The sequence below is a fragment of the Paludisphaera sp. genome, assembly GCF_037189885.1.
Classification (GTDB): domain Bacteria; phylum Planctomycetota; class Planctomycetia; order Isosphaerales; family Isosphaeraceae; genus Paludisphaera.
The window spans coordinates 1-21766 of the sequence record NZ_JBBCIR010000102.1 but is presented as its reverse complement, the minus strand read 5'-3'; the positions used below and the strand labels follow the sequence as shown (position 1 = coordinate 21766).

Genomic DNA, 21766 nt, shown 5'->3' with positions numbered 1-21766 from the left:
TGGGAGAAGGTGGCCGAAGGCCGGATGAGGGGGGCGTCGCGGCGGCATCCGGCCGCGCGCCCCCACATCCGCCCCTCCGGGGCACCTTCTCCCACGAGGGGAGAAGGGGGACATTCGCAGCCGGCGGCGTTCCCGAGGGACGATCGGCCCCGACGTGCCGCCGCCGGATAAGTGTCGGGTCGTCAGCCCGACGGGAGAGGGTGGCCCGAAGGGCCGGGTGAGGGCCGTCGCACCGTAGGGATAGCGGCGGCTCGCGATTCGCGCGGCCGTCGCTCCATCCGTGCTCCGACGATCCTCACCCGCCGCTGGCGCGGCTGCCCGCTCCCCCCGGGAGAGGGGACGACTGGATTCGGCTTCGCCGATTTTAAGGCGCCTTTCTCTCCGCCACCCCCCGCGCCCATTCGGCGTGGATGCGCGACAGCCGCTCGACGACCTCGGGGTGCTCGGCGGCGAGGTTCCTGGTCTCGCCGGGGTCGGCTTCGAGGTCGGCGAGGAACAGGGCGTCGGGGCCGGCAATGGGGCGGTTCTGGTCGTCGCGGCCGTTGCGGACCAGCTTCCAGCGGCCTTCGCGCGCGGCGTCCTGGCCGGCGGACGACCACGCCAGCGAGGCGTGGGGCGAGGGGGCGTCGGCGGCCAGCACGTCGGAAAGGTCCGCGCCTTCGAAGGCCCCCGGCTCGGCCGATCCGCCGGCCGCGGCGACGATCGTGGGCGCGAGGTCGGTCGAGCAGGCCACCTGGTCGCGGGTCGATCCGGCGGGGACGACGCCGGGGCGACGGACGATGCAGGGGACGCGTAGGCCGCCCTCGAACAGGCTGAACTTGCGGCCCCGGAACGGGCCGTTGTCGCCGATGGGCCCGTCGCCGCGGAGTTCGGCCGTCGCGCCGTGGTCGCTCAGGAAGACGACCATCGTGCGATCGGCGATCCGATGTTCGTCCAGGCTCGCCAGCACGGCGCCGACGCTCTCGTCCACCGCGGCGAGCGTCGCGGCGTAGCGCGCCCGCGAGGGGTCCGGCAGGCCGGCGAACCGCTCGACCAGCCGTCGCGGAGCCTGGAGCGGATAGTGCGGCAGGTTGTACGCGACGTAGAGGAAGAACGGCCCGTCGCGGTTCTCGTCGACGAACCGCACGGCCTCGCGCGTGAGGATGTCGGTCAGGTACGTCCCGTCCTCGTGGACCTCGCGATCGTCCCTGCGCAGGTCGTGGACGTGCGGGGCGTCCCAGTAGAACGTGTGGCTGTAGTTGTCGACGCAGCCGGCGAAGAAGCCAAAGAAGCGGTCGAACCCCTGGCCGTTGGGGGTCGCGCCCGGGGCCGATCCCAGGTGCCACTTGCCCACGGCGGCCGTCGCGTAGCCGAGCGGCTTCAACCGCTCCGCGATCGTGACCCGATCGGCCGGCATCCCCGGCTGCCCCGGGTAGGACGACACGTTCCCCGGAACGCCCGCCGCCTGGGGCGAAAGCCCCGTCAAGAGCGCCGCGCGCGAGGCCGAGCAGACCGGCGCGGCCGAGTACCACGCCGTAAACCGCGCGCCTTCCGACGCCAGGCGGTCGATGTTCGGCGTCCGCAGGTCCTTCGACCCGTAGCAGCCGAGGTCGCCGTAGCCCTGGTCGTCGGTCAGGAAGACGACGACGTTCGGGCGCGGGGCCGTCGGCTCGTCGGCGAGCAGGGGCGAGATCCAGGCGGCGAGGATCGCGGCGGAGAGGGTCGGGCGTCGCATCGTCGCTCCTTTTCATGAGAGAATGGACGAGTCCCGCCGTCATCTTGACCGGGCCGGGCGAGCGACGCGACAACCACGTTTCCCGAGGGGTCGATCATGCGGTTCATCACGTCGACGTTGCTGGCCTGGACGCTCGCGGCGGTCGCCGTCGCGGCGGAGGAGGGGAGGGCCCCCCTGCCGAACGTCGTGCTGATCCTGGCGGACGACATGGGGTTCTCGGACCTCGGCTGCTACGGCGGCGAGATCGAGACGCCCAACCTGGACCGCCTGGCGGCGAACGGCCTGCGATACGCCCAGTTCTACAACACGGCGCGGTGCTGGCCCTCGCGCGCGGCGATCATGACCGGCTATTACGCCCAGCAGGTCAACCGCGACCCCGGCCGCGCCCGTCCCGGATGGGCGGCGCTCCTGCCGCGGCTGCTCGCGCCGGCGGGGTATCGGTCGTACCATTCGGGCAAGTGGCACATCGACGGCCCGGTGCTGGCGGCGGGCTTCGAGCGGTCGTACGCCCTGGAGGATCACGACCGCAACTTCAACCCCAGGGCGCACCGGATCGACGACCGACCGCTCCCCCCCGTGGAGCCCGGCGAGGGGTATTACACCACCAACGCCATCGCCGACCGCGCCGTCGAGTGGCTGGCCGAGCACGACGCCAAGCACAAGGGCGAGCCGTTCCTCCTCTACCTCGCCTTCACCGCGCCCCACTTCCCGCTCCAGGCCCCGGCGGAAGACATCGAGAAGTATCGATCCAAATACGCGGTCGGCTGGGACGCGATCCGCGAGTCCCGTCGGGACCGCCTGCGCGAGCTGGGGCTGATCGACGCCCCGCTCCCCGATCGCGAGCCGGGAACGATCCCGAGCTGGAGCCTGACGGAGGAGGAGCTGAAGCGCCGGATCGGCCCCGGCGAGGTCGGCCACGCCGTCGCGTGGGACTCGCTGACGCCCGAGGAGAAGGAATTCCAGGCGACCAAGATGGCGATCCACGCGGCGATGGTCGACCGGATGGACCGCGAGATCGGCAAGGTGCTGGCGCGGCTGGAGGCGTCGGGCGCGATCGACGACACGCTGATCCTGTTCGCCTCCGATAACGGCGCCAGCGCCGAGCAGATCATCCGCGGCGACGGCCACGACCCGGCCGCGGCGCCGGGCTCCGCCGCGACGTTCCTGTGCCTGGGCCCCGGCTGGTCGACGGCCTCGAACACGCCGTTCCGGCTGCACAAGGCCTGGAACCACGAGGGGGGCGTCGCCACGCCCTTGATCGCCCACTGGCCGGCGGGCATCCGGGCCCGGGGCGAGATCCGCCGCGCGGTGGGGCACCTCGTCGACGTCGTCCCGACCGTCCTGGAGCTAGCCGGCCTCGCCCCGCCGACGAGCATCGACGACCAGCCCCGCCCGCCGCTCCCCGGCGCGAGCCTCGCCCCCACCTTCGCCGCCGACGTCCCGATCGACCGCGAGGCGATCTACTTCCGCCACGAGAAGAACCGCGGCCTGCGCCGGGGCGACTGGAAGATCGTCGCCGCCGGGGAGGGCTCGCCCTGGGAGCTGTACGACCTCGCCGCCGACCGCTCCGAGACCCGCGATCTCGCCGCCGAGCACCCCGAAAAGGTCCGCGAGCTGGCCGACCTCTGGTCGCGGCTGGACGCGGAATACCGCCAGCAAGGGGCGAGCGGGGGCGAGTGAGCGGCACCGTTGGTCGAACTTGAAGCCACGAGCCCCGCGGAGCATCCGCATGCGTAAGTTGCCGACCGGTTTCGCCATCGTCGTGGTGCTCGCCGGGCTGGCGACCACGGGCCGCGGTCAATACGTCGAGCCTCCCGTCGCGACCGCCCGGCTGGCGAGCGGCCTCGTCGTGGAGACTAGGCTCCATCGCCCGGTCAACGCCCTGGAGGCCGCCGCGCGGGTCGGCGACGTCGTCCTCGCCGCGACGGCCGACGGGCGGCTGCTCCGATTCGACGGGCCGGACCTCCGGCTGGCCCGGGAGCGCGAGGCCGCGGCGAAGGTCGCGTGCCTGGGGAACGGCCAGGGCGGGACCGCCCTCGCGGGCCTGGCCGACGGGCGCATTGGCCGGATCGACCCAGAGACGCTCGAATTCGACGAGATCGCCAGGCTCCCCGAGGAGCCCCGGTGGATCGGCTGGAGCCCCGAGGCGGGCGACGGCCGGGGCGGGATCGTGGCCGTCGTCGGGAAAGCGGTCCACGATCCGACCGCGAACCGGGCCATCGACACGGGGAACACGATCAGCACCTGCCTCGTCGACCGCGAGGGCCGGCTCTGGGTCGGCGGCGACCGGGGCGAGTGGGGCGGGCGGGTCGCGCGCGTGGATCTTCGCGCCGGGACGTTCGTCGAACTACCGCCTCCCCCACGACCGGCCAACGACCCCGCCCCCGACGCCAAGCCCCACTGGCGCGGCGTCTACGGATTCGCCCAGCTCGCCGACGGCCAGATCTGGGCGTTCGGCGGCACGATGCACATGGGGTTCGCCGACTCGTTCATCGCTCGCGTCGACGAGCCCGCCCCTCGCCTCCTGTTCGCCCACGGGAGCCCGGACATCCACGAACCGGACGCCCCCGCCCCCCCCGGCCCGGAGATGCCCATCACGCATATTATCCCCGATGGCGACGGCCTGCTCATCCTGGCGTACAGCAATGCCTTCCGCGTGGATCGGGGGCTGACGACCTGGGATGACGCGGCCAGCCTCCGCATCCGCTACACCTGGGGCCGGCGCGACGCCGTGGGCGCGTACCCGTCCGTCCTCGCGGCGCTCCCGCCGACGCGACCGGGCGGGGCGGTCCTCCTGGCGACGGCGTCCGACGGCCTGATCCAGATCGACGGCGCGAAGGCGACCGCCCACAGGATCCCCGGCCGGATCGGGGCGTCGGACGTCCGCCGGATCGAGAACACCGTCGAGGGCCTCCTCTTCATCGAGGACGACGAGAGCCCCGCCTGGAAGCTGACACCGGAGGGCTGGCGGGCCGTGGACCTCGGCCCCCCCTTCGAGATCGCCCCGGACCACGACGCTCCCCAGTTCGAACGCGACCTGGAAGCCTGGGCGTCCACCCGCGTCCTGGTCGGCCCCGGCGGGACGATCGCCATCGTCAGCGATTCCGGCGTCTCGCCCGGCACGGTCGCGACCGCCCGGCGCGAGGAGGGCCGCGCCGTGGTGCTGGGACGAGAGACCACCTACATCAATCCGGCGGCCGTCTTCATGACCCCCGACGGCGCGCTGTGGGTCTCGGACATCTTCGGTTGGCTGCGCCGGTTCTCCGACGGGCGATGGCGACGCGTCGTCGAATTGACCCAGGACGGCCCCTTCGACGCCGTCGCGCTCCCGACCGAGGGCCCTCCGTGGGTGGTCTTCGATCGATTCGAACACGAGCCCGAACTGTGGCGATTCGACCCGGGCGAAGGCGACTCCGCCCCACGGCTCTCGCGCGTCTTGCTCCGCGAGGGAGACGACGGCCTGACGGTCCTGGGAGTGGCCGCCTGGACCGATGGCTCCGTCCTGCTCTCGACCGAGGCCGGCCTGCGCGCCTACTCGCCCGCCACCGGGGTCCTCGCGAAGGTCGACCTGCCGGATCCCGCGGAGCCGACTAGCGTCCTCGTCCGCGACGGGCTCGGCCGGCTCTGGCTCGGCGGGGAACACGGCCTACGCCTGGCCGCCCTCGGCGCGAAGGCCGTCGAATCGTTCGCCGCCGTCCCCTCGATTGGCGAGTCGGAGATCCTGGCCCTGGCCCCCGACCCGGACAACCCCGACGGCGTGATCGCGTCCCTCGGATCGCGGGGCGTGGCCTTCATCCGCGCCGTGCCGGCCCCGTAATGGCGTCGCGACCACAGGCGATCTCTACTCGATCCCGGCGTGACGCCGGTTGAATTCGCGGGCGCGTTCGACGAGCTTCGGGTGGGAGCGATCGTCGAAGGTCAGCTCGGGCTGCCAGGGGAATCGCCAGACCCAGAGGGCGACGAGCGGGATCCGCTCCTCCTCGGCCATGTCGAGGTAGGAGCGGGCCCAGGAGGCGTCGGGGTCGGAGCGGAAGGTCGGGACGTCCTGGCCCAACTCGCCGATGAACAGCGGCAGCCGCGCGGCGCGGGCCGCGCGGGCGGTGAGTCGGGCCCGATCCAGCGACGACAGCCCCGACCCCTTCGGGCCGGGGTCGGCCGGGCCGTAGTGGTGCAGGCTGAGGACGTCCAGCGGCTCGGGCTGCGCGGCGAGCTGGTTCGCCAGGTGCTCGCGCCAGGTGTCGTCGCGGAATCGGAAGTCGGGGAACGTCTCGCGACGGCTTGTCGCCTCGGGGCGCACGCCCGCGTCGCCGCTTGTGACCAGGTGGTTCGGGTCGATCGCCTTGAGGAACGCCGTCTGCTCGCGATAGATCCTCTGGATCATGTCCCACGTCAACGAGTCCTCGCGCTCGCCCCGCTCGCGGACGACGGCCCCCTCGGGATAGACGGCGCGGGGGCTCATCGGGGTGCCCTCCATGACGACGTCGGCGGCGAGCATCAATTCATTCTCAAGCTCCCACATCAGGATGATCGGATCGTCCTTGTAGCGGCCCGCGAACTTTTCGACGTAGCGGCGGACGCCTCGCCAGGTCTTCGAGGACGGGTCGAGGATCGCCCGCCTGGGCTCGCCAAATCGCGCGTGATGGCTCGCCACATTCAGGCAGGGGACGATCCGCAGGCCGTGGCGTCGGCAGAGCGCGAACAGATCGTCCATGCCCCGCCAGTAGGCGTCGGGGTCCTTCTCGTACAGCCGAGCCGACTCGATCGGGTAGCCCGGGCCGGCGAAGAACCGGATGAACGCGAAGCCGCCCCGCGAGGCGTCCTCCACCGCCGCGACGGCCGCTGCCCTCGCCTCCTCGGGAGTGCCGTACAACTGTTCGAGATGAAACCAGGTCCCCATGTAAATCTGGTGCAGGTGGGGGATGTTGACGCCGACCGCCCGATACGCGCGGCCGTTGAGCGAAAGGTCGGGGCCGTCGGCCGAGACGAAGCCCTCGACGGGCGGGGCGGCGGTCGCATGCGTCGAGAAAGCGGCGGCGACGATCAGGGTCGCGAGGATCGGGCGATTCATGGCGGGCCTCGGGGCGGGGCTGGCTAGCTGGCGGGAGACCTCGACATTACCCCGGTTCGGCGGCCGGGTCGAGCCTGGTTCGCCCCCGGCGTCCGGCCTATCCTGTTGGGATCGATCCGCCCCCGCGGGCCCTCTCCAGGAGACGAAGCCATGACGACGAAGCCGAGCCGCCTCGCCCTCCTCTTGCCGCTGGTCCTCGCGGCGGCCGCCCCGGCGCTCGCCGCGCCCCCGGAGACGCCGCCCGACCGACCGCTGCGCGAGCCGGCCGGGCTGAGGGTCGAGCCGTCCGGCCCATTGCGCGAGTACCTGGACGCGGTGACGACGAACTGGCTGCTGCCGGCGCCGGGGGCCAACCCCGCGATGCTGGCGATGTTCGCCGATCGCGACCGCTTGCCGTATCGCGACCTCCTGCCGTGGTCGGGCGAGTTCGCAGGGAAGTTCCTGACCGGCGCGACGACCGTTTATCAGGCCACCCACGACCCCGCCCTGCGCGATTCGCTCCGCGGGTTCGTCAAGGCGCTGCTGCCGCTCCAGGACGCCGACGGCTACTTCGGCCCGTTCCCGAAGGATCACCGGCTGACCGGCCAGGCGCCGAACATCCAGGGGAATCCCGGATCGACGTGGGATGCCTGGGGACATTATCACATGATGCTCGGCCTCATGACCTGGCACGAAGCCGTCGGCGATCCCGCCGCGCTCGCCGCCGCCGTCAGGATCGCCGACCTCTTCTGCGACCGGTTCCTGGGCGACAAGACGCCCAGGCTCGTCGACACGGGTTGGACGGAGATGAACCTCGCGCCGGCCCACGCCCTAGCCCTGCTGCACGAGAAGACCGGCGAGCCGAAGTACCTGGCGCTGGCGAGGCAGATCGTCGACGAGTTCGCCGCGACGGGCCCCGACGGCAAGCCGCTGGCCGGGGACTACGACCGCCTCGGACGCGCCGGCGAAGAGTTCTTCCGGACGCCGAGGCCGCGCTGGGAGAGTCTCCACCCGATCCAGGCCCTCGCGACGCTGGGGCGGATCGAGGACGACGCCGGCCGCCGGAAGGCGTTCGCGAATCTCTGGTGGAGCATCGCCAGGCTCGACCGCCACAACAACGGCGGCTTCTCCTCCGGCGAGCAGGCCCAGGGCGACCCGTACCACCCCGGCGCGATCGAGACGTGCTGCACCATCGCCTGGCTCGCGATGTCGGTCGACATGCTGAAGCAGTCGGGCGACCCGGTCGTCGCGGACGAACTGGAGCTGTCCACGATCAACTCGGCGCTGGGGATGTGGTCGCCGTCGGGCCGCTGGAGCACATACAACACGCCGATGGACGGCGTCCGCCAGGCGAATTACCACGAGATCGTCTTCCAGTCGCGCCCCGGCTCGCCCGAGCTGAACTGCTGCTCCGTGAACGCCGCCCGGGGGATCGGCCTGGTCTCGCGTTGGGCGCTGCTGGCCGACGCCGCGACCGGCGGGCTCGCGCTCAACTGGCTTGGCGCGGGGAAGCACGTCGCCGGCCTCGGGGACGGCACGCCCGTCCGGCTCGACGTTGAGACCGACTATCCCCGCTCGGGCCGCGTCGTCGTGAAGGTGGGCATCGACCGGCCGATGGCGTTTCCGCTCTCCATCCGCATCCCGCAGTGGTCCGCGGCCACCAAGCTGACGGTCGCCGGCGCCCCCCGGGCCGACGTCAAGCCGGCGACTTATCATGTGATCGATCGCGAATGGCATCCGGGCGACGTGATCGAGCTTGAGCTGGACATGGGCCCGCGCGTCTGGGTGGGGGAGGGCGGCGTGGCCGGCCGTTCTTCGCTCTACGTCGGTCCCGTCCTGCTGGCCTATGACGCCAGCCTGAACGATAACGGCCCCGACGACCCGGAGCCGATCGACGCCCGCTCCGCGCGCGTCATCCCCGCGACCGAGGCGACGGGTCGGACCCGGCCCATCGTGCTCGCCGAGGCGACGACCGCCGACGGCAAGACGGTCAGGCTGTGCGACTTCGCCTCCGCCGGCGCCGACGGCTCGCGCTATCGCTCGTGGCTCCGCGTCGAGCACGCCTCGCCGACGGCCTTCACGCGCGAGCACTCGTTCCGGACCGGCCCGCCGACGGAGTGAAGCCCGACGGCTTGTCCATGACGCTTGGGAGGCGTAACCTCGGGCCGTCGGGACGATGACGGCCGGGCGCGGGGAGGCGAGACATGTCGAAGCGATGGATGTTCGTCTGGGCCTTCCTCGCGCTCGCGCCGGCGGATTCCGCCCGCGCCGAGGCGCCGGTTTACGAGCGACGGTGGTTCTATTCCGCCACGAACCTCCAGGTGGACGAGGCGGCCGACGAACTGATCGCGCTGACCCGTCGAGCCGCTAAGGCCGGCTACAACGGATTGATGCTGGCCGATTACAAGCTGAACATCCTGGACCGCGTGCCGGATCGCTACTTCGCCAACGTCCGCCGCCTGCGCGAGGCGGCCGAGGCCGAGGAGGTCGAGATCATACCGGCCGTCTTCCCCATCGGATATTCGTCGGGCCTGCTCGCCCACGACCCGAATCTCGCCGAGGGGATGCCCGTCGAGGCCGCGCCGTTCGTCGTCCGGGGGGGCGAGGCCCGGCCGATCCCCCCGGCGGCGCCGCTGTACGGCAACGGCGGGATGGAGGACGCTCGCGGCGATCGCCTGGACGGGTTCGCGTTCCAGGACGACCCCGGCGCGGGCTCGTTCGTGGACGGGTCGGTCTTCCATTCCGGCGGGCGGTCGCTCCGGCTGGAGGCGAAGGGCGGGTCGCCGAACCGCCGCGCGATACGGACGATCGCCGTGGAGCCTCGCCGCGTGTATCGCTTCTCGGCGTGGGTCAAGGCCGAGGGCCTGCGCCCGGCCGCGTCCTTCCGCCTGTTGATCCTCGGGGCGGGGGAGGGGGGCCGCGCGCTGACGTTTTTCGAGGGGGGCGTCGCGAGCGACCAGGACTGGAAGCGGGTCGAGGTCGTCTTCAACAGCCTGGACCAGACGAAGGTCAACGCTTATATCGGCCTCTGGGCGCCGTCCGGGGGGAGGGTCTGGGTGGATGACGTGGCCGTCGAGCCGATGGGCCTCGCCAACGTCCTGCGCCGGGATGGCTGCCCACTGGTCGTGACTTCCGACGACGGGAGGACGACATACGAGGAGGGCCGCGACTTCGAGCCGGTATCCGACCCGAAGCTCGGCCGCGTCCCCTGGGACGGCGAATACTCCTTCTCCCACGACGGGCCGCCGGTCCGCGTCTCGGCCGGAGGTCGCATCCGCGACGGCCAGAAGCTCCGCGTGAGTTGGCATCACCCGGTCGCCGTGCATGGCTCGCAGGTGATGTGCTGCCCCAGCGACCCCAAGGTCGAGACGCTCCTGCGCGACCAGGCCCGGCGCGTGAACGAGCTATTCCGCCCCCGGACCTTCTTCATGAGTCATGACGAGATCCGCTGCCTGAACTGGGACCGCTCGTGCCTCGACCGCGGGCTGACCTCGGGCGAGATCCTGGCCGACAACGTCAAGCGGTGCGCGGCGATCCTGGAGGAGGTCGCGCCGGGTTGCCAAATCGTCGTCTGGTCGGACATGTTCGACCCGACGCACAACGCGGTCGCCGGCCCCTACTACCTCGTCAACGGCACGCTGGAGGGCTCCTGGCTGGGCCTGCCGCCGCGAGTGACGGTCGCCAACTGGAACTCCGGGAAGGCCGCCGAGAGCCTGGCCTTCTTCGCCGATCGCGGCCACCGCCAGATCCTCGCCGGCTACTACGACGTCGACGACCTCTCCGGGTTCACCCGCTGGGACGCCGCCGCGCGGGGCGTTCGGGGCGTCGACGGCTTCATGTACACCACCTGGGAGCGGAAATACTGGCTCCTCGAAGAATACGGCCGGGCGATGGCGGGGCGACCGACGGACGATGGGAGGAAGACGCTATGACATTCCTGGGGGCTTGCCTCGCCGCGGCGCTGGTCGCGCAATCGGGGTCGTCGTTGCGGATCGACTCGGTTTCGGCTCTGGCCCGCCAGCCCCAGGCCGACGACCCGGCGGTGATCTGGTTCGATGACTTCGACGGCCCGGAGAAGCCTTACACCGAGGCCGAGGGCGGACTCGACGACCGCGTGGCCTTCGGGGGCGTGGGGCGGTCGATCGCCTGCCGGTACGGGAAGGGGGAGCGGGGGTCCGGCAACCGCAAGGTCTTCTTCGGCGACAGCCCGACCGGCCGCGTCGTCCGACGGGGGGAGACGTTCGACGACGTCTACTGGCGCGTCTACGTCAGGCATCAGCCCGGCTGGGCCGGCGGGGGCGAGGACAAGCTCTCGCGGATCACGTCGATCACCTCCCCGAGATGGACTCAGGCGATGATCGGGCACGTCTGGACGAGCGGCGAGACGCTGACGCTCGACCCCGCCAGCGGCGTCCGCGACGACCGCGTGGTCACGACCCGCTACAACGATTTTCCCCGCCTGCGATGGCTCGGGAACAGCCCCACGGCCAGGTTCCCCTTCAGCGTCCCGGCCGAGTCGGGCTGGTGGGTCCGCGTCGAGGCGCGGGTGAAGGTGAACACCCCCGGCGAGCGCGACGGCCTGATGCAGCTCTGGATCGACGGCCGGCTCGAAGCGGAGCGGACGGGGCTCGACTGGCGGGGCCGCTACGACGGGCACGGCCTCAACGCCCTGTTCCTGGAGTCTTACTGGAACGAGGGGTCGCCCGTCGACCAGACGCGCTGGCTCGACCTGTTCGCGATCTCGACCCGGCCGATCGGGCCCGTCGTGACGCCTCGACGACCCGTGCTACTCCTGGGAGGCCCCGCGCCGGAGGCGGCCCGCGACGGCTGGGAGGTCGAGGTCGCGGGAGACGACGGCGTCGTCGTGTGGCGATCGAAGCCCGTCGTCGGCGCGACGCGGGCGACGGTCGACGCGGAATCCGGCACATTCACCGGGCCGCTCGCCGGCGCCGACCGACTCGCCGCCGACACGTCGCATGCCCTGCGCGTCCGCCCGCTCGGGGGAGAGGCGGCGGACGCGGGATGGTCCGACTGGCACCAGGTCTTCCGGACGGGCGACGAGTAGCCTTCCCCGTCGGCACCGTCACTCCTCGGCCGGTTCGAACAGGCGGACGTCGGGGTGCATGGTGTAGAGGCGGTCCCCCTGGGGGGTGGGGACGAGGATGGCGCTGGAGCGATTGTCGCCGATGATGGGGTTGCCGGGGTATTTCTCCCAGTGGACCAGGTCGCGCGAGCGGGCGAGGTTCGTGGTCCAGTCGCGGACGGCGACGTCGGCCAGGGCGTGATAGAAGGCGTAGTACCAGCCGTCGCGGCGGACGACCTGGTTGAGCGCGACCTGGGCGCGGTCGAACGGCTCGGGGCCTCGGGCCAGGACGGGTTCGTCGCGGACGTTGGTCCAGACCTTCATGTCGCGGCTGGTGGCCAGCCAGACGCCCATGTCGCCGCGCTCGTAGAAGAGATGCCAGACGCCGTCCTCCAGCCAGGCGGTGGGGGTGCCGAACGAGCCGGGCTCGATGGGGGAGCCGTCGACCTTGCGGACGTCGAGCGAGCCGTGGTCGATCCAGTCGACGCCGTCGGCCGAGGTCAGCCGATGCGGGATGTCGCCCCGGCCTTCCGCGAACATCAGGTAGCCCTCGCCGTCGCGGACGACGAAGACGTCCTCGGTCCAGGCGTCGCGGAAGACGGGGTTGCGGTCGTCGCGCCGCCAGGTCGCGCCGTCGTCGGAGACGGCGCGGCCGAGCGACATCGTCAGGGGCCGGTCGCGGTCGTATCCGGAGTACCAGAGGGTGTAGCGGCCGTCTTCCGGGAGGATGAAGCCGCGCTCGCGGATGCGATGGTCCCAGGTCGCCTCGCCCGTCCCGGCGAAGACCGGTCCGTCGCCGACGGGCTTCCATTTCGCGAACGCCCACGGCTCCTCGAACGCCCCGGCGCCACTCGCCGCGCCCAGCAGGACGGCAAGCAACGCCGCCCGGATCCGCCATCGCCTCATCCCGTGCTCCTCTCGTGTCGCCCGCCGCGAGCCCGACTCCGATCGATCGAAGGCCCCTTATTCGGACTTCGCCTCTTCCTTCGCGGAATCATCCTTGGCCTTCTTCGCGGCCTCGGCCTTCAGCTTCGCCTTGACCTTGGCCACCTTGGGGACGACGAAGGTCTGGACGTAGGGATGGCCGGGATTCTTGCGGGCGAAGTCCTGGTGGTGGCCCTCGGCGGGGTAGAAGGCCTCGAAGGGGACGATCTCGGTGACGGCGGGGGACTTGCCGGCGCGCCTGGCGTTGAGGGCGTCCTTGGACTTCTGGGCGGCCTCGCGCTGCTCCTCGGAGTGATAGAGGATGATGGAGCGATACTGGGGGCCGTAATCGGGCCCTTGCGCGTCGACCGTGGTCGGGTCGTGGGCGGCCCAGAAGTAGTCCAGGAGCGTGTCGAACGAGATGACGGCGGGGTCGTAGGTGATCTGGATGACCTCGGCGTGGCCGGTCAGGCCGGTGCCGATCATCTGGTACGTCGGGTTCGGCACGTTGCCGCCCGAGTAGCCCGAGACGACCGACTTCACCCCCGGCAGCCGCTCGAAGAACGCCTCGGTGCACCAGAAGCAGCCCCCGCCGAAGGTCGCCTCCTCCAGCTTCGGCTCGCCCGCCTTCTCGCCCTCCTTCGCCTCCTGCCCGCGCGCGGCGTCCGCGGCGAAGGCCAGCGAGAACGCCAGGCCGAAGCCCATGATCAATTGAAGCGTGCTCATCCGTCTCCGCTCCTCTCCAGGGTTGGTGGTGGGATGGGGCGCGAACCCCCGACCAGGACCATTGTCGCCGCGGACGCCGCGGTTTCCACCCCCGAATCCCGTCCTCGGCCTATTCCGGCCCCGCGCCAAGCCTCGCCGCGAGCGCTTCGAGGAACGGCGGGGCGTCGGAGTCGCGGGGGAGGCCGGAGACCTGGCCGTCGCCGATCTCGACGATCGTCCACCGGCCGTCGCGCCGACGGGCGACGTCCATGGCGACGAACCGGCTCGGCACGCGCGCGGCGGCCTCGGCGAACGCGCCGGGGTCGGGCGGCTCGCCGTCGTAGGCGACGCCCTCCCAGTAGGGAGACTGGAAGATCGGCGCGCCGTCGAGCCAGAAGATACGATGCTCGTCGACGATCGGCATCCCGCTTTTGGGATGGGCCCCGATCGGCGCGAACTCGACGAACTCGCGGAGGACCAGCCCGCCCGCCAGGTCGTCCCCCTGGAGTTCCAGGAACGTCCCGACCACCCGCGCGACGGCCTCGCGGTCGCTCGCCGAGGGGATGAAGCAGGCGGTCGCCCACTCGTGCTTCCGACTCTTGACGAAGTCCTTGACGATCAACGGCGCGTCGCCGAAGTTCGCCGCCGCGGCGTCGGCCGCCCGATGCGGGGCGAGGTCTCCGGTCAGCCAGATGGAGCGAGGCGTCAGGCCCTCGACCGCCCCATGCCAGCCGGGTAGGTGGTGGCCCGCGCGATACTGGCGAGGGTCGTTGACGAGGCGGACGCCGCGATCGAGGAGGGCGTCATGGAGCGTCTCGTATCGCTCCGGCGTCAGCATCCAGCCGCGATACACGGCCGTCTCCGGCGTCTCGCGAGCGGCGATCCCGCGGACGACCCGCGAGAGGGGTTCGCCCCCGGTCAGGGCGTCGTGGTCGATGAGCACGGATCCGACGCCCTTCGCGGCGACCGCGTCGATCTCGGCCTGGAAGCTCCGATCGGGCCGAGCGGGCTCCAGGGGGTCGCGGCAGAAGACGACGAGCATCCCGCGCCTCCGTCTCAGCGGAAGAGGACGTTCGCGCCCAGGGCCCGGGCGTCGTCGTCGAGTTCGACGGCGATCAGGTAGACGCGGGGGTGGTCCGGGACCACGGCGATGATGGTCCGGAAGGCGACGCGCCAGCCGCCGCCCCCCTCGCGCCAGAGGCTGGTGGTCCAGGCGGGGGAGGAGGGATCGACGGTGCAGTTGAGGCGGGCGTTGGCGTAGTCCCGGGCCGCCTCCACCACGAGGCGTTCGCGGGCGATGCCGTCGCGGTCCAGGACGTGGGCCCCGGCGAGGGCCTCCAGCGGGGTCGGGAACTCGGGCGAGGTGGCCAGGGGGTCGCAATCCGCGACGGACGCGACGTCCCCGGCGCGGCCCGACGGCCACGCGGCGAGCGCGGCCAGGATCACGACCGTCGCGGCGAATGCCCCCAACGCCTTGTTCATCGCGGCCCCCTCACGTCTTCCGCCACGGGTGGAACCCCAGCGTACTCGGCGCGATCGACGTCCGTCAAATGGCGTCGGCGCCAGGGGGTCCGCCGCCGAAATCCATCGACACGCCCAAGACGCGGGGCCGGACGGAGTTGGCTTCGTTCGCGCGCCGGCGACTCCACGAGATTTCGCGGATCATTCCATCCAGAAGCGGTTTACGACCAAATCCTGGTGGCTTCGTTCGTCATTATCGAATGCATTTCTTCCCTCCTCCCGACGGTGATCGGCGGCATGCTCGCCGCCGGGACGCTCGCGGGTCCGGGCGACGCGCGGGGCCGCGCGACGTGGACCGGACGCCCCGCAATCGAGGCGGCGATTCCGTCGCGGCGCTCTTCCCGCGCCCGTCAAACCGATTCCAGGATGCCAAGGAGCGAGAGCCACGATCTCTGGCATGCTCCGCGGCGAGGGGTCGGCGATTTCATGTTTCCCGATTTTATTTCTCGTTGGTGGAGATTCGGGAAGGCCGGCGGGATTCGCGGCGTCCGAAAGGATGGTCTCCGAACTCCAGAAGTGTCCTTGCTCGTCGTCCCCCTCATCTAACCGCTTCGCGGTCTGTCTTCCCCCGCGAGGGGGGAAGAGATTTAAGAAGCCCTTTCCCCTCGCGGGGGAAGGTGGTCCGAAAGGCCGGATGAGGGGAGGCCAAGCGAGAACGCGGCCGGGATTTCCGAGGCTCCGGGGGCGGCGTGTCTCATACCCTGCCCATGCGCTCATCATCACCCTGACCGAAGGCCGCGCGGCCAGCCTTGCACCGCGGCGGGGGAGGGTGGGCGTTCGCGAATCGCCGGACGACTTGAGTAAAAACTGCATGGCCGCCGTGTCGATTTTACAAACCCTCGGCATAACCGGCCGCGCGTCGCCGCGCAACTCTCGGCCATCGCGCATCTCGACGTGGATTGCGGCGGCCGCCGATTTCCCCATTCCTTCCACGATCGTCCCAAGTTCCGGAGGGCGGGCGGACGATAAGAGGGACCGACGGGGGAAGCGGGGAGGGTCGGGGAGCGGCGTCCCCGGAGTCCCCGTTGACGGTCCTCGGGGGATGGGCTATGGTTCGGCCGCTCGAAGGTCCGGCCCGGTTCGACGTCGGGCTCGCGGCCTCGGGCGGGGCAGGGAGGCCCAGCATGGCGACGATCTCCGAAGCGACGTCGGCCCCGGCGAGCGAGGCCGAGGCCCTGGCGTTCGCCCGCCGCGTGCTACGCGACGAGGCGCGGGCGCTGGCGGCGGTGCGCGATCGGCTGGACGGCTCGATCGTCCGCGCCTCGCGGCTGGTCCACGACTGCCGCGGGGGCGTGATCGTCACCGGCATGGGCAAGGCCGGGCTGGTGGGGCAGAAGACGGCCGCCACGCTGGCCTCCACCGGCACCAGGGCCTACCCGCTGCACCCCGCGGAGGCCGTCCACGGCGACCTCGGCCGCGTCCGCGACGGCGACGTGGTGCTGGCGTTCTCGCAGAGCGGCGAGACCGAGGAGGTGCTGCGGCTCCTCCCCACCGTGCGCCGGATCGGCGCCAGCCTGGTCGCCATCACCGAGCGCGCCGCCAGCTCGCTCGGCCGCGCCGCCGACGTCTGCATCGCGATGGGGAACGTGCCGGAGGCCTGCCCGCTGGGCCTGGCGCCCTCCGCCAGCACCACCGCCATGATGGCCGTCGGCGACGCCCTGGCGCTCCTGGTCGCCCGGATGCGCGAGTTCACCCCCGAGGACTTCGCGCTGTACCACCCGGCGGGGAACCTCGGCCGCCGGCTGACGCGCGTCGAGGACGTGATGCGGACCGGCCGCGACGTCCGCCTCGCCGCGCCCGAGGAGAGCGTCCGCCAGGTGTTCATCCGCCTGGCCGGCCCCCGGCGACGCTCCGGCGCGGTGCTGATCCGCGACGACCGGGGCATGCTGCTGGGCATCTTCACCGACAGCGACCTCGTCCGCCTGTTCGAGAAGCGGCGCGAGGACGAGCTGGACCGCCCGATCGGCGAGGTGATGACCGCGAACCCGCTCCGCGCCACGGCCGGCGCGATGCTGGGGGAGGCGGTCGAGCTGATGAAGGCCCGCAAGATCAGCGAGCTGCCCGTCGTGGACGCCGAGGGGCGGCTCCTGGGCCTGATCGACGTCACCGACCTGATCGGGGCGTCCCCCGAAGACTTCGAGGAGTGAGCCGATGGCGAGCCAGCCTGTCCGCCCGGCCGACGTCGAGGCCCGTTGCGCGAGGATCGACATCCTGGCGGTCGACGTCGACGGCGTGATGACCGACGGCCGGATCATCGTCGACGACCTCGGGGTCGAGTCGAAGAACTTCCACGTCCGCGACGGCCTGGGGTTCGCCCTCTGGCACAAGGCGGGCAAGACATCGGCCATCCTCTCCGGGCGGTCCGCCCCCGTGGTGGAGCGCCGGGCCGCCGAGCTGAGGATCGGCCGGGTGGTCCAGGGCATCGCCGACAAGGGGGAGGCCCTGCGGGCGCTTTTGGCCGAGTCCGGCGCGACGGCGGATCGGGTCTGCTACATCGGCGACGACCTGATCGACCTGCCGGCGATGCGGGCCGTCGGCCTGGCGTGCTGCCCGGCCGACGCCGTGGAGGAGGCGCGGGCGGCCGCGCACGTCACGACCGTCGCGACCGGCGGATCCGGCGTGATCCGCGAGGTCGTCGAGCGGATCTTGAAGGCGCAGGGCCTGTGGCACGACGCTTGCGGCCCGTACCTCGCGCCGGCGACGTAGGCGGGCCGCGACGGGGCGGGCGAGACGCTGGGGACCGGGTCACCGACGTACCGGAACATCGAGTCGATTCGTGCTCAAGAAACTCTTCAAGACGGCGACTGTCCTCGGCCTGCTGGCGGTCGCGCACCTGGCGTACGTCCAGGGCTTCCAGCTCCTGGCGGCCCGGCTGCGCGAGGCGCACGCCTTCGACGAGGTGAAGTTCGCGGCGCGCGACTCGGCGACCAAGGTCATGGTCAAGCGGATGGCGGCCGAGTCGTTCGGCGCCGACCACTGGACCGTCGGCGACGACGTGTACAACTACCTGGTCCCCTCCAAGGGCCTGGCGCTGTTCACGACGCACCTGGAGCGCCCCACCGAGCGCGACGGCGTGAAGTTCGACGGCAAGCGCATCGAGGTCTCGCCGGCGGCCGTCGTCCTCCAGCCCCCCGGCGGCGGCAGGCGCAGGATGCTGACGAGCCAGCGGGCCGACATCGACCTGAACAAGCCGTTCAGCCTCGACCTGAAGCCCAACGCCGAGCCCGTGAGCGTCGACCTCGCCGTCCTGGAGCGCGACGTCACGTTCCGCGACGACGCCGGCACGCCCGACGACCCGTCCGACGACATGGTCATCGGCCCGATCAACCGGGTCGAGTACGACGGCGTCAACCAGGTGATCCGCAGCGACTCCGACATCGTCCTGGTCGACCGCGGCCTGCGGGTCACGGGGACCGGGCTGGAGATCCGCCTCTCCACGAAGCCCCCGGAGCAGGGGGCGAAGGGGGGCCCGGGGATCGAGGGCGCCCAGAAGATCACGCTGTTCAAGAACGTCCGCGCCACGTTCATCGACAGCGGCGGCGGCGGCAACGTCCTGCCCGACGTCATGGGGGGCGGCGTGAGCGCGACCGCCGGCAGGGACGAGAAGGGGGAGCCGATCCCGCTGGACGTCCAGTGCCAGGGGCCGCTGGTCGTGGAGCTGCCGCGCAAGCCGTCGACGCCCGACGTGGGCCCCCCCGAGCCCCCGCTGCCGACCGGCGTGGAGTTCCGGGGCAACGTCGTCGTCCGTCGCGGCAAGCTCGACGAGCTGCCCGACCAGATCGACTGCGACACGCTCCACCTGACGCTCCTCCCCGGCGAGCCCAGGCCCCCCGCGCCCACGGCCGACGGCGCGCTCGCCGCCGCCGACGGGGCAGCCGAGCCGGATTCCGGCGGCGGGCTGCAACTGCGGCGGGCCCAGTTCAGCGGCCACGCCGTCTGGATCCAGTCGCCGGCCCAGGGGATCAAGATCCGCTGCGTGGAGCTGCTGCACTACGAGGATCCGGCCGCCGGCAAGAAGACGACCATCCTCAACGGCGGCGGCCCCAAGAAGCTGTGGGTGGAGAAGCGCGACGTCGCCGCCGTCGGCCAGCCCGACGCCGGCCAGGTCCGCGCGATCACCCACGTCTGGTGCAACGACGCCACCGTCACCGACCAGGGGGGCCGGATTGCCCTGGTGGCCAACGGCCCCGGCCTGCTGGAGAGCCGCCCCGGCTCCGCCGCCGACGCCCCGCCGCGCGACGTCCCGCCGGCCCGCACCGCCGTCTGGCGCGACCAGCTGTGGCTCCAGGACGAGGCCGTCGCCGAGGGCGTCGAGCCCGGCAAGGTGCTGGTCCTGAAGGGCGCCCCGCGCGTCGAGGACCGGGTCGGCAAGTCCTCGCTGGGCGCCGACGACTACATCATCGCCTACCTCAACCCGCCCGCGAAGAAGGCCGAGCCCCAGCGGACCGCCGACGGACGCGACGTGGTCCCCGCCGCCTACGTGGAGCCCGACCCGGCCGCGCCGCCGAAGCAGGAAATCCCCAACATCCGCCGGCTGCGCGCCATCAAGAACGTCCACCTGATCGACGCCGAGCACGACTACGGCTTCCGCGAGCACCTGGACGTCGACTTCGTCACCGGCGCCATCCAGGCGCCCCCCGCGAAGCCGGCCCCGGCCGCGTCGAAGCCGGAGCCCGCCCCCGCCGCGGAGCCCGCGACCACGCCCGAGACCAAGGCCAAGGCCGCCGCGACCCCGACGCCCGCGCCGGGGGCCGCCGAGCAGCCCGCGAAGCCCCGGACGACCACCATGGCCGACACCGCCGAGGCCGTCGTCGTGGTCGGGCCGAAGATCGCCGCCGCCGACGCCGCCAGGCCCGAGGGCGAATCGGGTTACGAGCTGCGCGACGTCGTGATGCGGGGCGGGGTCCGGATCCATCAGCCCGCCGGGGTCGGCAAGGCCGTCGGCACGGACGCCCGCGGCGAGCTGCTGGAGCTGCACTCCGCCGCCGGGGGCAAGGCGACCTTCGACCTCTACCACCACGACCCGTACTCGCGCAAGGGCAGGGGGATCGACCCCGCCACGGCCCCGCCGGCCGTCGTCCGCAACGATCAGATGACCGTCGTCGCCGAGACGCTCCAGGTCGACCAGGCGCTCGACCTCGTCCGGGCGTACGGCCGCCAGGGCAAGCTGACCATGCTCGTCGACCGCGCCACGCTCACCGACCGCGTCGCCGACGCCACGGCCGAGGGCGACGACGCCGACGCGCCCCGCGAGCCCGCCGCCCAGAAGCCGCCCGGCCGTCGCAACGGCAAGGAGCTTTCCGCCAAGGTCCCGCTGACCGTCACCTGGGCCGACCGCATGGTCTTCGAGGGCGTCTCGCAGGATCCGCTCGAGCGCCCGGCCGCGAAGATCAAGTTCTTCGGCAAGGCCCGCGCGGAGATGGAGGACGCGCTCCTCTACGGCGAGGAACACCTCACCCTCTACACCGATCGCCCCGTCCCGCTGGTCGACGCCGGCAAGCTCGCGCCCGCCCCCGGGGCCGCCCCCGTCGCGGCCGGGGCCGACCCGGCCGCCGAGCCCGAGCCGAAGGCCGACCTGGCGATGATCGAGATCAAGGGGACGGCCAAGCAGCCGGCGCTGGTGATCTCGCGGAAGGTCCACCCCGAGCAGAAGGCGGTCATCAACGCCCAGCGGATGCAGGCGCTCTCGATCGTCTACGACCGGGCCTCCGGGCTGTTCAAGGCGCCCGGCCCCGGCGAGGTCCGGCTGTACGACCGGAGCGACGACGCGGGCGGGCAGGGGGGCTTCGACGCCACGCTCGCCGAGGGCCCGACGGTCCGTCCGGTCGCCTACCGGGCCGACGAGGACGGCGAGGCGCCGGCCGACAAGGTCGCCGCCAGCCCCGACGCCCCCCGACGCCTCAACGGCGAACGGCCCAGGCTGGCGCCGCTGGTCCTGACCCAGATCCTGTTCAAGGGAGAGATGCGCGGCCGGTTCGGCACGGGGAAGGCCAACGACGTGGACGACCAGCGCTGGGCCGAGTTCCACGGCGCGGTCGAGACGATGCGGGGCCCGGTGAAGACCGAGCGCGACACCTTCAACCCCGACCGACTGCCGGCGGAGGTGACCTCGATCACGTCCAACATCCTGCGGGTGATCAACGAACCCCCGCCCCCGGGCGCGGGGACAACCTCCGGCGGCCGGACGTTCCTCAAGGCGTGGGACGACGTCAACATCCGGGCCCGCGACTCCGCCCTGCAAGCCGATATCGTGAGCTACGACTCGCTCAACGACCTGGCGTTCGCGAAGGGGACCGAGGGCCGATCCGTCCAGATCCTCCAGCAGCGGGGCGTCGGCCAGACCGGCTCGCCCGGCACCGCCGACGTCGTCCAGCTCAACCCCAAGACCGGGGCGTTGGAGGTCAAGAACCCCGGCGTCTGGCGGCTGATCGACGAGCGCACCGGCACCCGCCCGACCGTCGTCGACCCCAAGCGCGCCGGCGACGACGCGGGCGAGAAGAAGCGTCAGAAGCCGTTCCGCCCCCCCACCAACCCCGCCGAACGCCGCGGCTTCTCCGGCTCCGGCCGCTGACCGCGGCCGGAAGAGGGGGAGACGGCCTGGCGACCGATGTCCCCTCTCCCTTGGTGGTGCTTCGTCGAACTCCCTGACGGTGGAGCCAAGACACGAATCCCTTCTCCCCTCGTGGGAGAAGGTGGCCGGAGGCCGGATGAGGGGGCGATCGGCGACGCATCCCGGGTGAGGTCGGCTTTATTGTGGCGGGGGCGGGGGGGG

The 21766-nt window shown here is 72.0% G+C and carries 14 protein-coding genes; 8 read left to right on the top strand and 6 right to left on the bottom strand.

Features of this window, described 5'->3' with window-relative positions; genetic code table 11:
- Positions 1-364: 364 nt before the first annotated feature.
- Positions 365-1714 carry a sulfatase-like hydrolase/transferase gene (locus WG209_RS23350; protein WP_337177512.1) on the bottom strand — a complete coding sequence of 450 codons (1350 nt, stop codon included), beginning with the start codon at positions 1712-1714 and terminating at the stop codon, positions 365-367.
- A gap of 96 nt (positions 1715-1810) precedes the next feature.
- Here WG209_RS23350 and WG209_RS23345 point away from each other — a divergent pair, with 96 nt between their 5' ends.
- Positions 1811-3394 (top strand): arylsulfatase, encoded by a 1584-nt coding sequence (locus tag WG209_RS23345; RefSeq protein ID WP_337177511.1) that lies wholly within the window; start codon positions 1811-1813, stop codon positions 3392-3394.
- 49 nt (positions 3395-3443) lie between these two features.
- Positions 3444-5531, top strand: coding sequence for a hypothetical protein (locus WG209_RS23340; protein ID WP_337177510.1), 2088 nt, complete (start codon positions 3444-3446; stop codon positions 5529-5531).
- Positions 5532-5555: 24 nt separating this feature from the next.
- On the opposite strand, the gene WG209_RS23335 is transcribed toward WG209_RS23340, so the two are convergent.
- On the bottom strand, positions 5556-6782 hold the full coding sequence (locus tag WG209_RS23335; RefSeq protein WP_337177509.1) for a cellulase family glycosylhydrolase: 1227 nt from the start codon (positions 6780-6782) through the stop codon (positions 5556-5558).
- Between the two features lie 150 nt (positions 6783-6932).
- Between WG209_RS23335 and WG209_RS23330 the strand changes: the two genes are divergently transcribed.
- The 3 genes from WG209_RS23330 (at position 6933) to WG209_RS23320 (ending at position 11826) form a co-directional block, all read left to right on the top strand.
- Positions 6933-8882, top strand: a complete 1950-nt coding sequence (locus WG209_RS23330) for a beta-L-arabinofuranosidase domain-containing protein (protein ID WP_337177508.1) — start codon at positions 6933-6935, stop codon at positions 8880-8882.
- Positions 8883-8965: 83 nt separating this feature from the next.
- A complete protein-coding gene (locus tag WG209_RS23325) occupies positions 8966-10693 on the top strand; it encodes a carbohydrate binding domain-containing protein (protein ID WP_337177507.1) in 1728 nt (575 codons plus the stop codon).
- Positions 10690-11826 (top strand): hypothetical protein, encoded by a 1137-nt coding sequence (locus WG209_RS23320; RefSeq protein ID WP_337177506.1) that lies wholly within the window; start codon positions 10690-10692, stop codon positions 11824-11826. The genes WG209_RS23325 and WG209_RS23320 overlap by 4 nt, the downstream gene beginning before the upstream one ends.
- An 18-nt stretch (positions 11827-11844) precedes the next feature.
- On the opposite strand, the gene WG209_RS23315 is transcribed toward WG209_RS23320, so the two are convergent.
- From WG209_RS23315 to WG209_RS23300, 4 genes are all read right to left on the bottom strand, one after another.
- Positions 11845-12750 (bottom strand): glycosylase, encoded by a 906-nt coding sequence (locus tag WG209_RS23315; protein WP_337177505.1) that lies wholly within the window; start codon positions 12748-12750, stop codon positions 11845-11847.
- Between the two features lie 57 nt (positions 12751-12807).
- Positions 12808-13494 carry a peptide-methionine (S)-S-oxide reductase MsrA gene (gene msrA / locus WG209_RS23310; protein WP_337177504.1) on the bottom strand — a complete coding sequence of 229 codons (687 nt, stop codon included), beginning with the start codon at positions 13492-13494 and terminating at the stop codon, positions 12808-12810.
- A gap of 109 nt (positions 13495-13603) precedes the next feature.
- The gene (locus WG209_RS23305; RefSeq protein WP_337177503.1) at positions 13604-14515 is read right to left on the bottom strand and encodes an ATP-grasp domain-containing protein; all 912 of its coding nucleotides are present in this window, start codon (positions 14513-14515) and stop codon (positions 13604-13606) included.
- Positions 14516-14529: 14 nt separating this feature from the next.
- Positions 14530-14955, bottom strand: coding sequence for a hypothetical protein (locus WG209_RS23300; protein WP_337177502.1), 426 nt, complete (start codon positions 14953-14955; stop codon positions 14530-14532).
- Positions 14956-16118: 1163 nt separating this feature from the next.
- On the opposite strand from WG209_RS23300, the gene WG209_RS23295 reads away from it, so the two are divergent.
- The 3 genes from WG209_RS23295 (at position 16119) to WG209_RS23285 (ending at position 21565) form a co-directional block, all read left to right on the top strand.
- Positions 16119-17141 carry a KpsF/GutQ family sugar-phosphate isomerase gene (locus WG209_RS23295; RefSeq protein WP_337177501.1) on the top strand — a complete coding sequence of 341 codons (1023 nt, stop codon included), beginning with the start codon at positions 16119-16121 and terminating at the stop codon, positions 17139-17141.
- 4 nt (positions 17142-17145) lie between these two features.
- A complete protein-coding gene (locus WG209_RS23290) occupies positions 17146-17700 on the top strand; it encodes an HAD hydrolase family protein (protein WP_337177500.1) in 555 nt (184 codons plus the stop codon).
- Between the two features lie 70 nt (positions 17701-17770).
- The gene (locus WG209_RS23285; protein ID WP_337177499.1) at positions 17771-21565 is read left to right on the top strand and encodes a hypothetical protein; all 3795 of its coding nucleotides are present in this window, start codon (positions 17771-17773) and stop codon (positions 21563-21565) included.
- The last annotated feature ends 201 nt before the right edge of the window (positions 21566-21766 follow it).

What these genes read in the sequence shown, in the direction of transcription:
- WG209_RS23325 (WP_337177507.1), top strand. Translation starts at nt 8,966, where the DNA reads ATGTCGAAGCGATGGATGTTCGTCTGGGCCTTCCTCGCGCTCGCGCCG.
- WG209_RS23315 (WP_337177505.1), bottom strand. Translation starts at nt 12,750, where the DNA reads ATGAGGCGATGGCGGATCCGGGCGGCGTTGCTTGCCGTCCTGCTGGGC.
- WG209_RS23335 (WP_337177509.1), bottom strand. Translation starts at nt 6,782, where the DNA reads ATGAATCGCCCGATCCTCGCGACCCTGATCGTCGCCGCCGCTTTCTCG.
- msrA (WP_337177504.1), bottom strand. Translation starts at nt 13,494, where the DNA reads ATGAGCACGCTTCAATTGATCATGGGCTTCGGCCTGGCGTTCTCGCTG.
- WG209_RS23290 (WP_337177500.1), top strand. Translation starts at nt 17,146, where the DNA reads ATGGCGAGCCAGCCTGTCCGCCCGGCCGACGTCGAGGCCCGTTGCGCG.
- WG209_RS23305 (WP_337177503.1), bottom strand. Translation starts at nt 14,515, where the DNA reads ATGCTCGTCGTCTTCTGCCGCGACCCCCTGGAGCCCGCTCGGCCCGAT.
- WG209_RS23330 (WP_337177508.1), top strand. Translation starts at nt 6,933, where the DNA reads ATGACGACGAAGCCGAGCCGCCTCGCCCTCCTCTTGCCGCTGGTCCTC.
- WG209_RS23295 (WP_337177501.1), top strand. Translation starts at nt 16,119, where the DNA reads ATGGCGACGATCTCCGAAGCGACGTCGGCCCCGGCGAGCGAGGCCGAG.
- WG209_RS23320 (WP_337177506.1), top strand. Translation starts at nt 10,690, where the DNA reads ATGACATTCCTGGGGGCTTGCCTCGCCGCGGCGCTGGTCGCGCAATCG.
- WG209_RS23345 (WP_337177511.1), top strand. Translation starts at nt 1,811, where the DNA reads ATGCGGTTCATCACGTCGACGTTGCTGGCCTGGACGCTCGCGGCGGTC.
- WG209_RS23300 (WP_337177502.1), bottom strand. Translation starts at nt 14,955, where the DNA reads ATGAACAAGGCGTTGGGGGCATTCGCCGCGACGGTCGTGATCCTGGCC.
- WG209_RS23340 (WP_337177510.1), top strand. Translation starts at nt 3,444, where the DNA reads ATGCGTAAGTTGCCGACCGGTTTCGCCATCGTCGTGGTGCTCGCCGGG.
- WG209_RS23350 (WP_337177512.1), bottom strand. Translation starts at nt 1,714, where the DNA reads ATGCGACGCCCGACCCTCTCCGCCGCGATCCTCGCCGCCTGGATCTCG.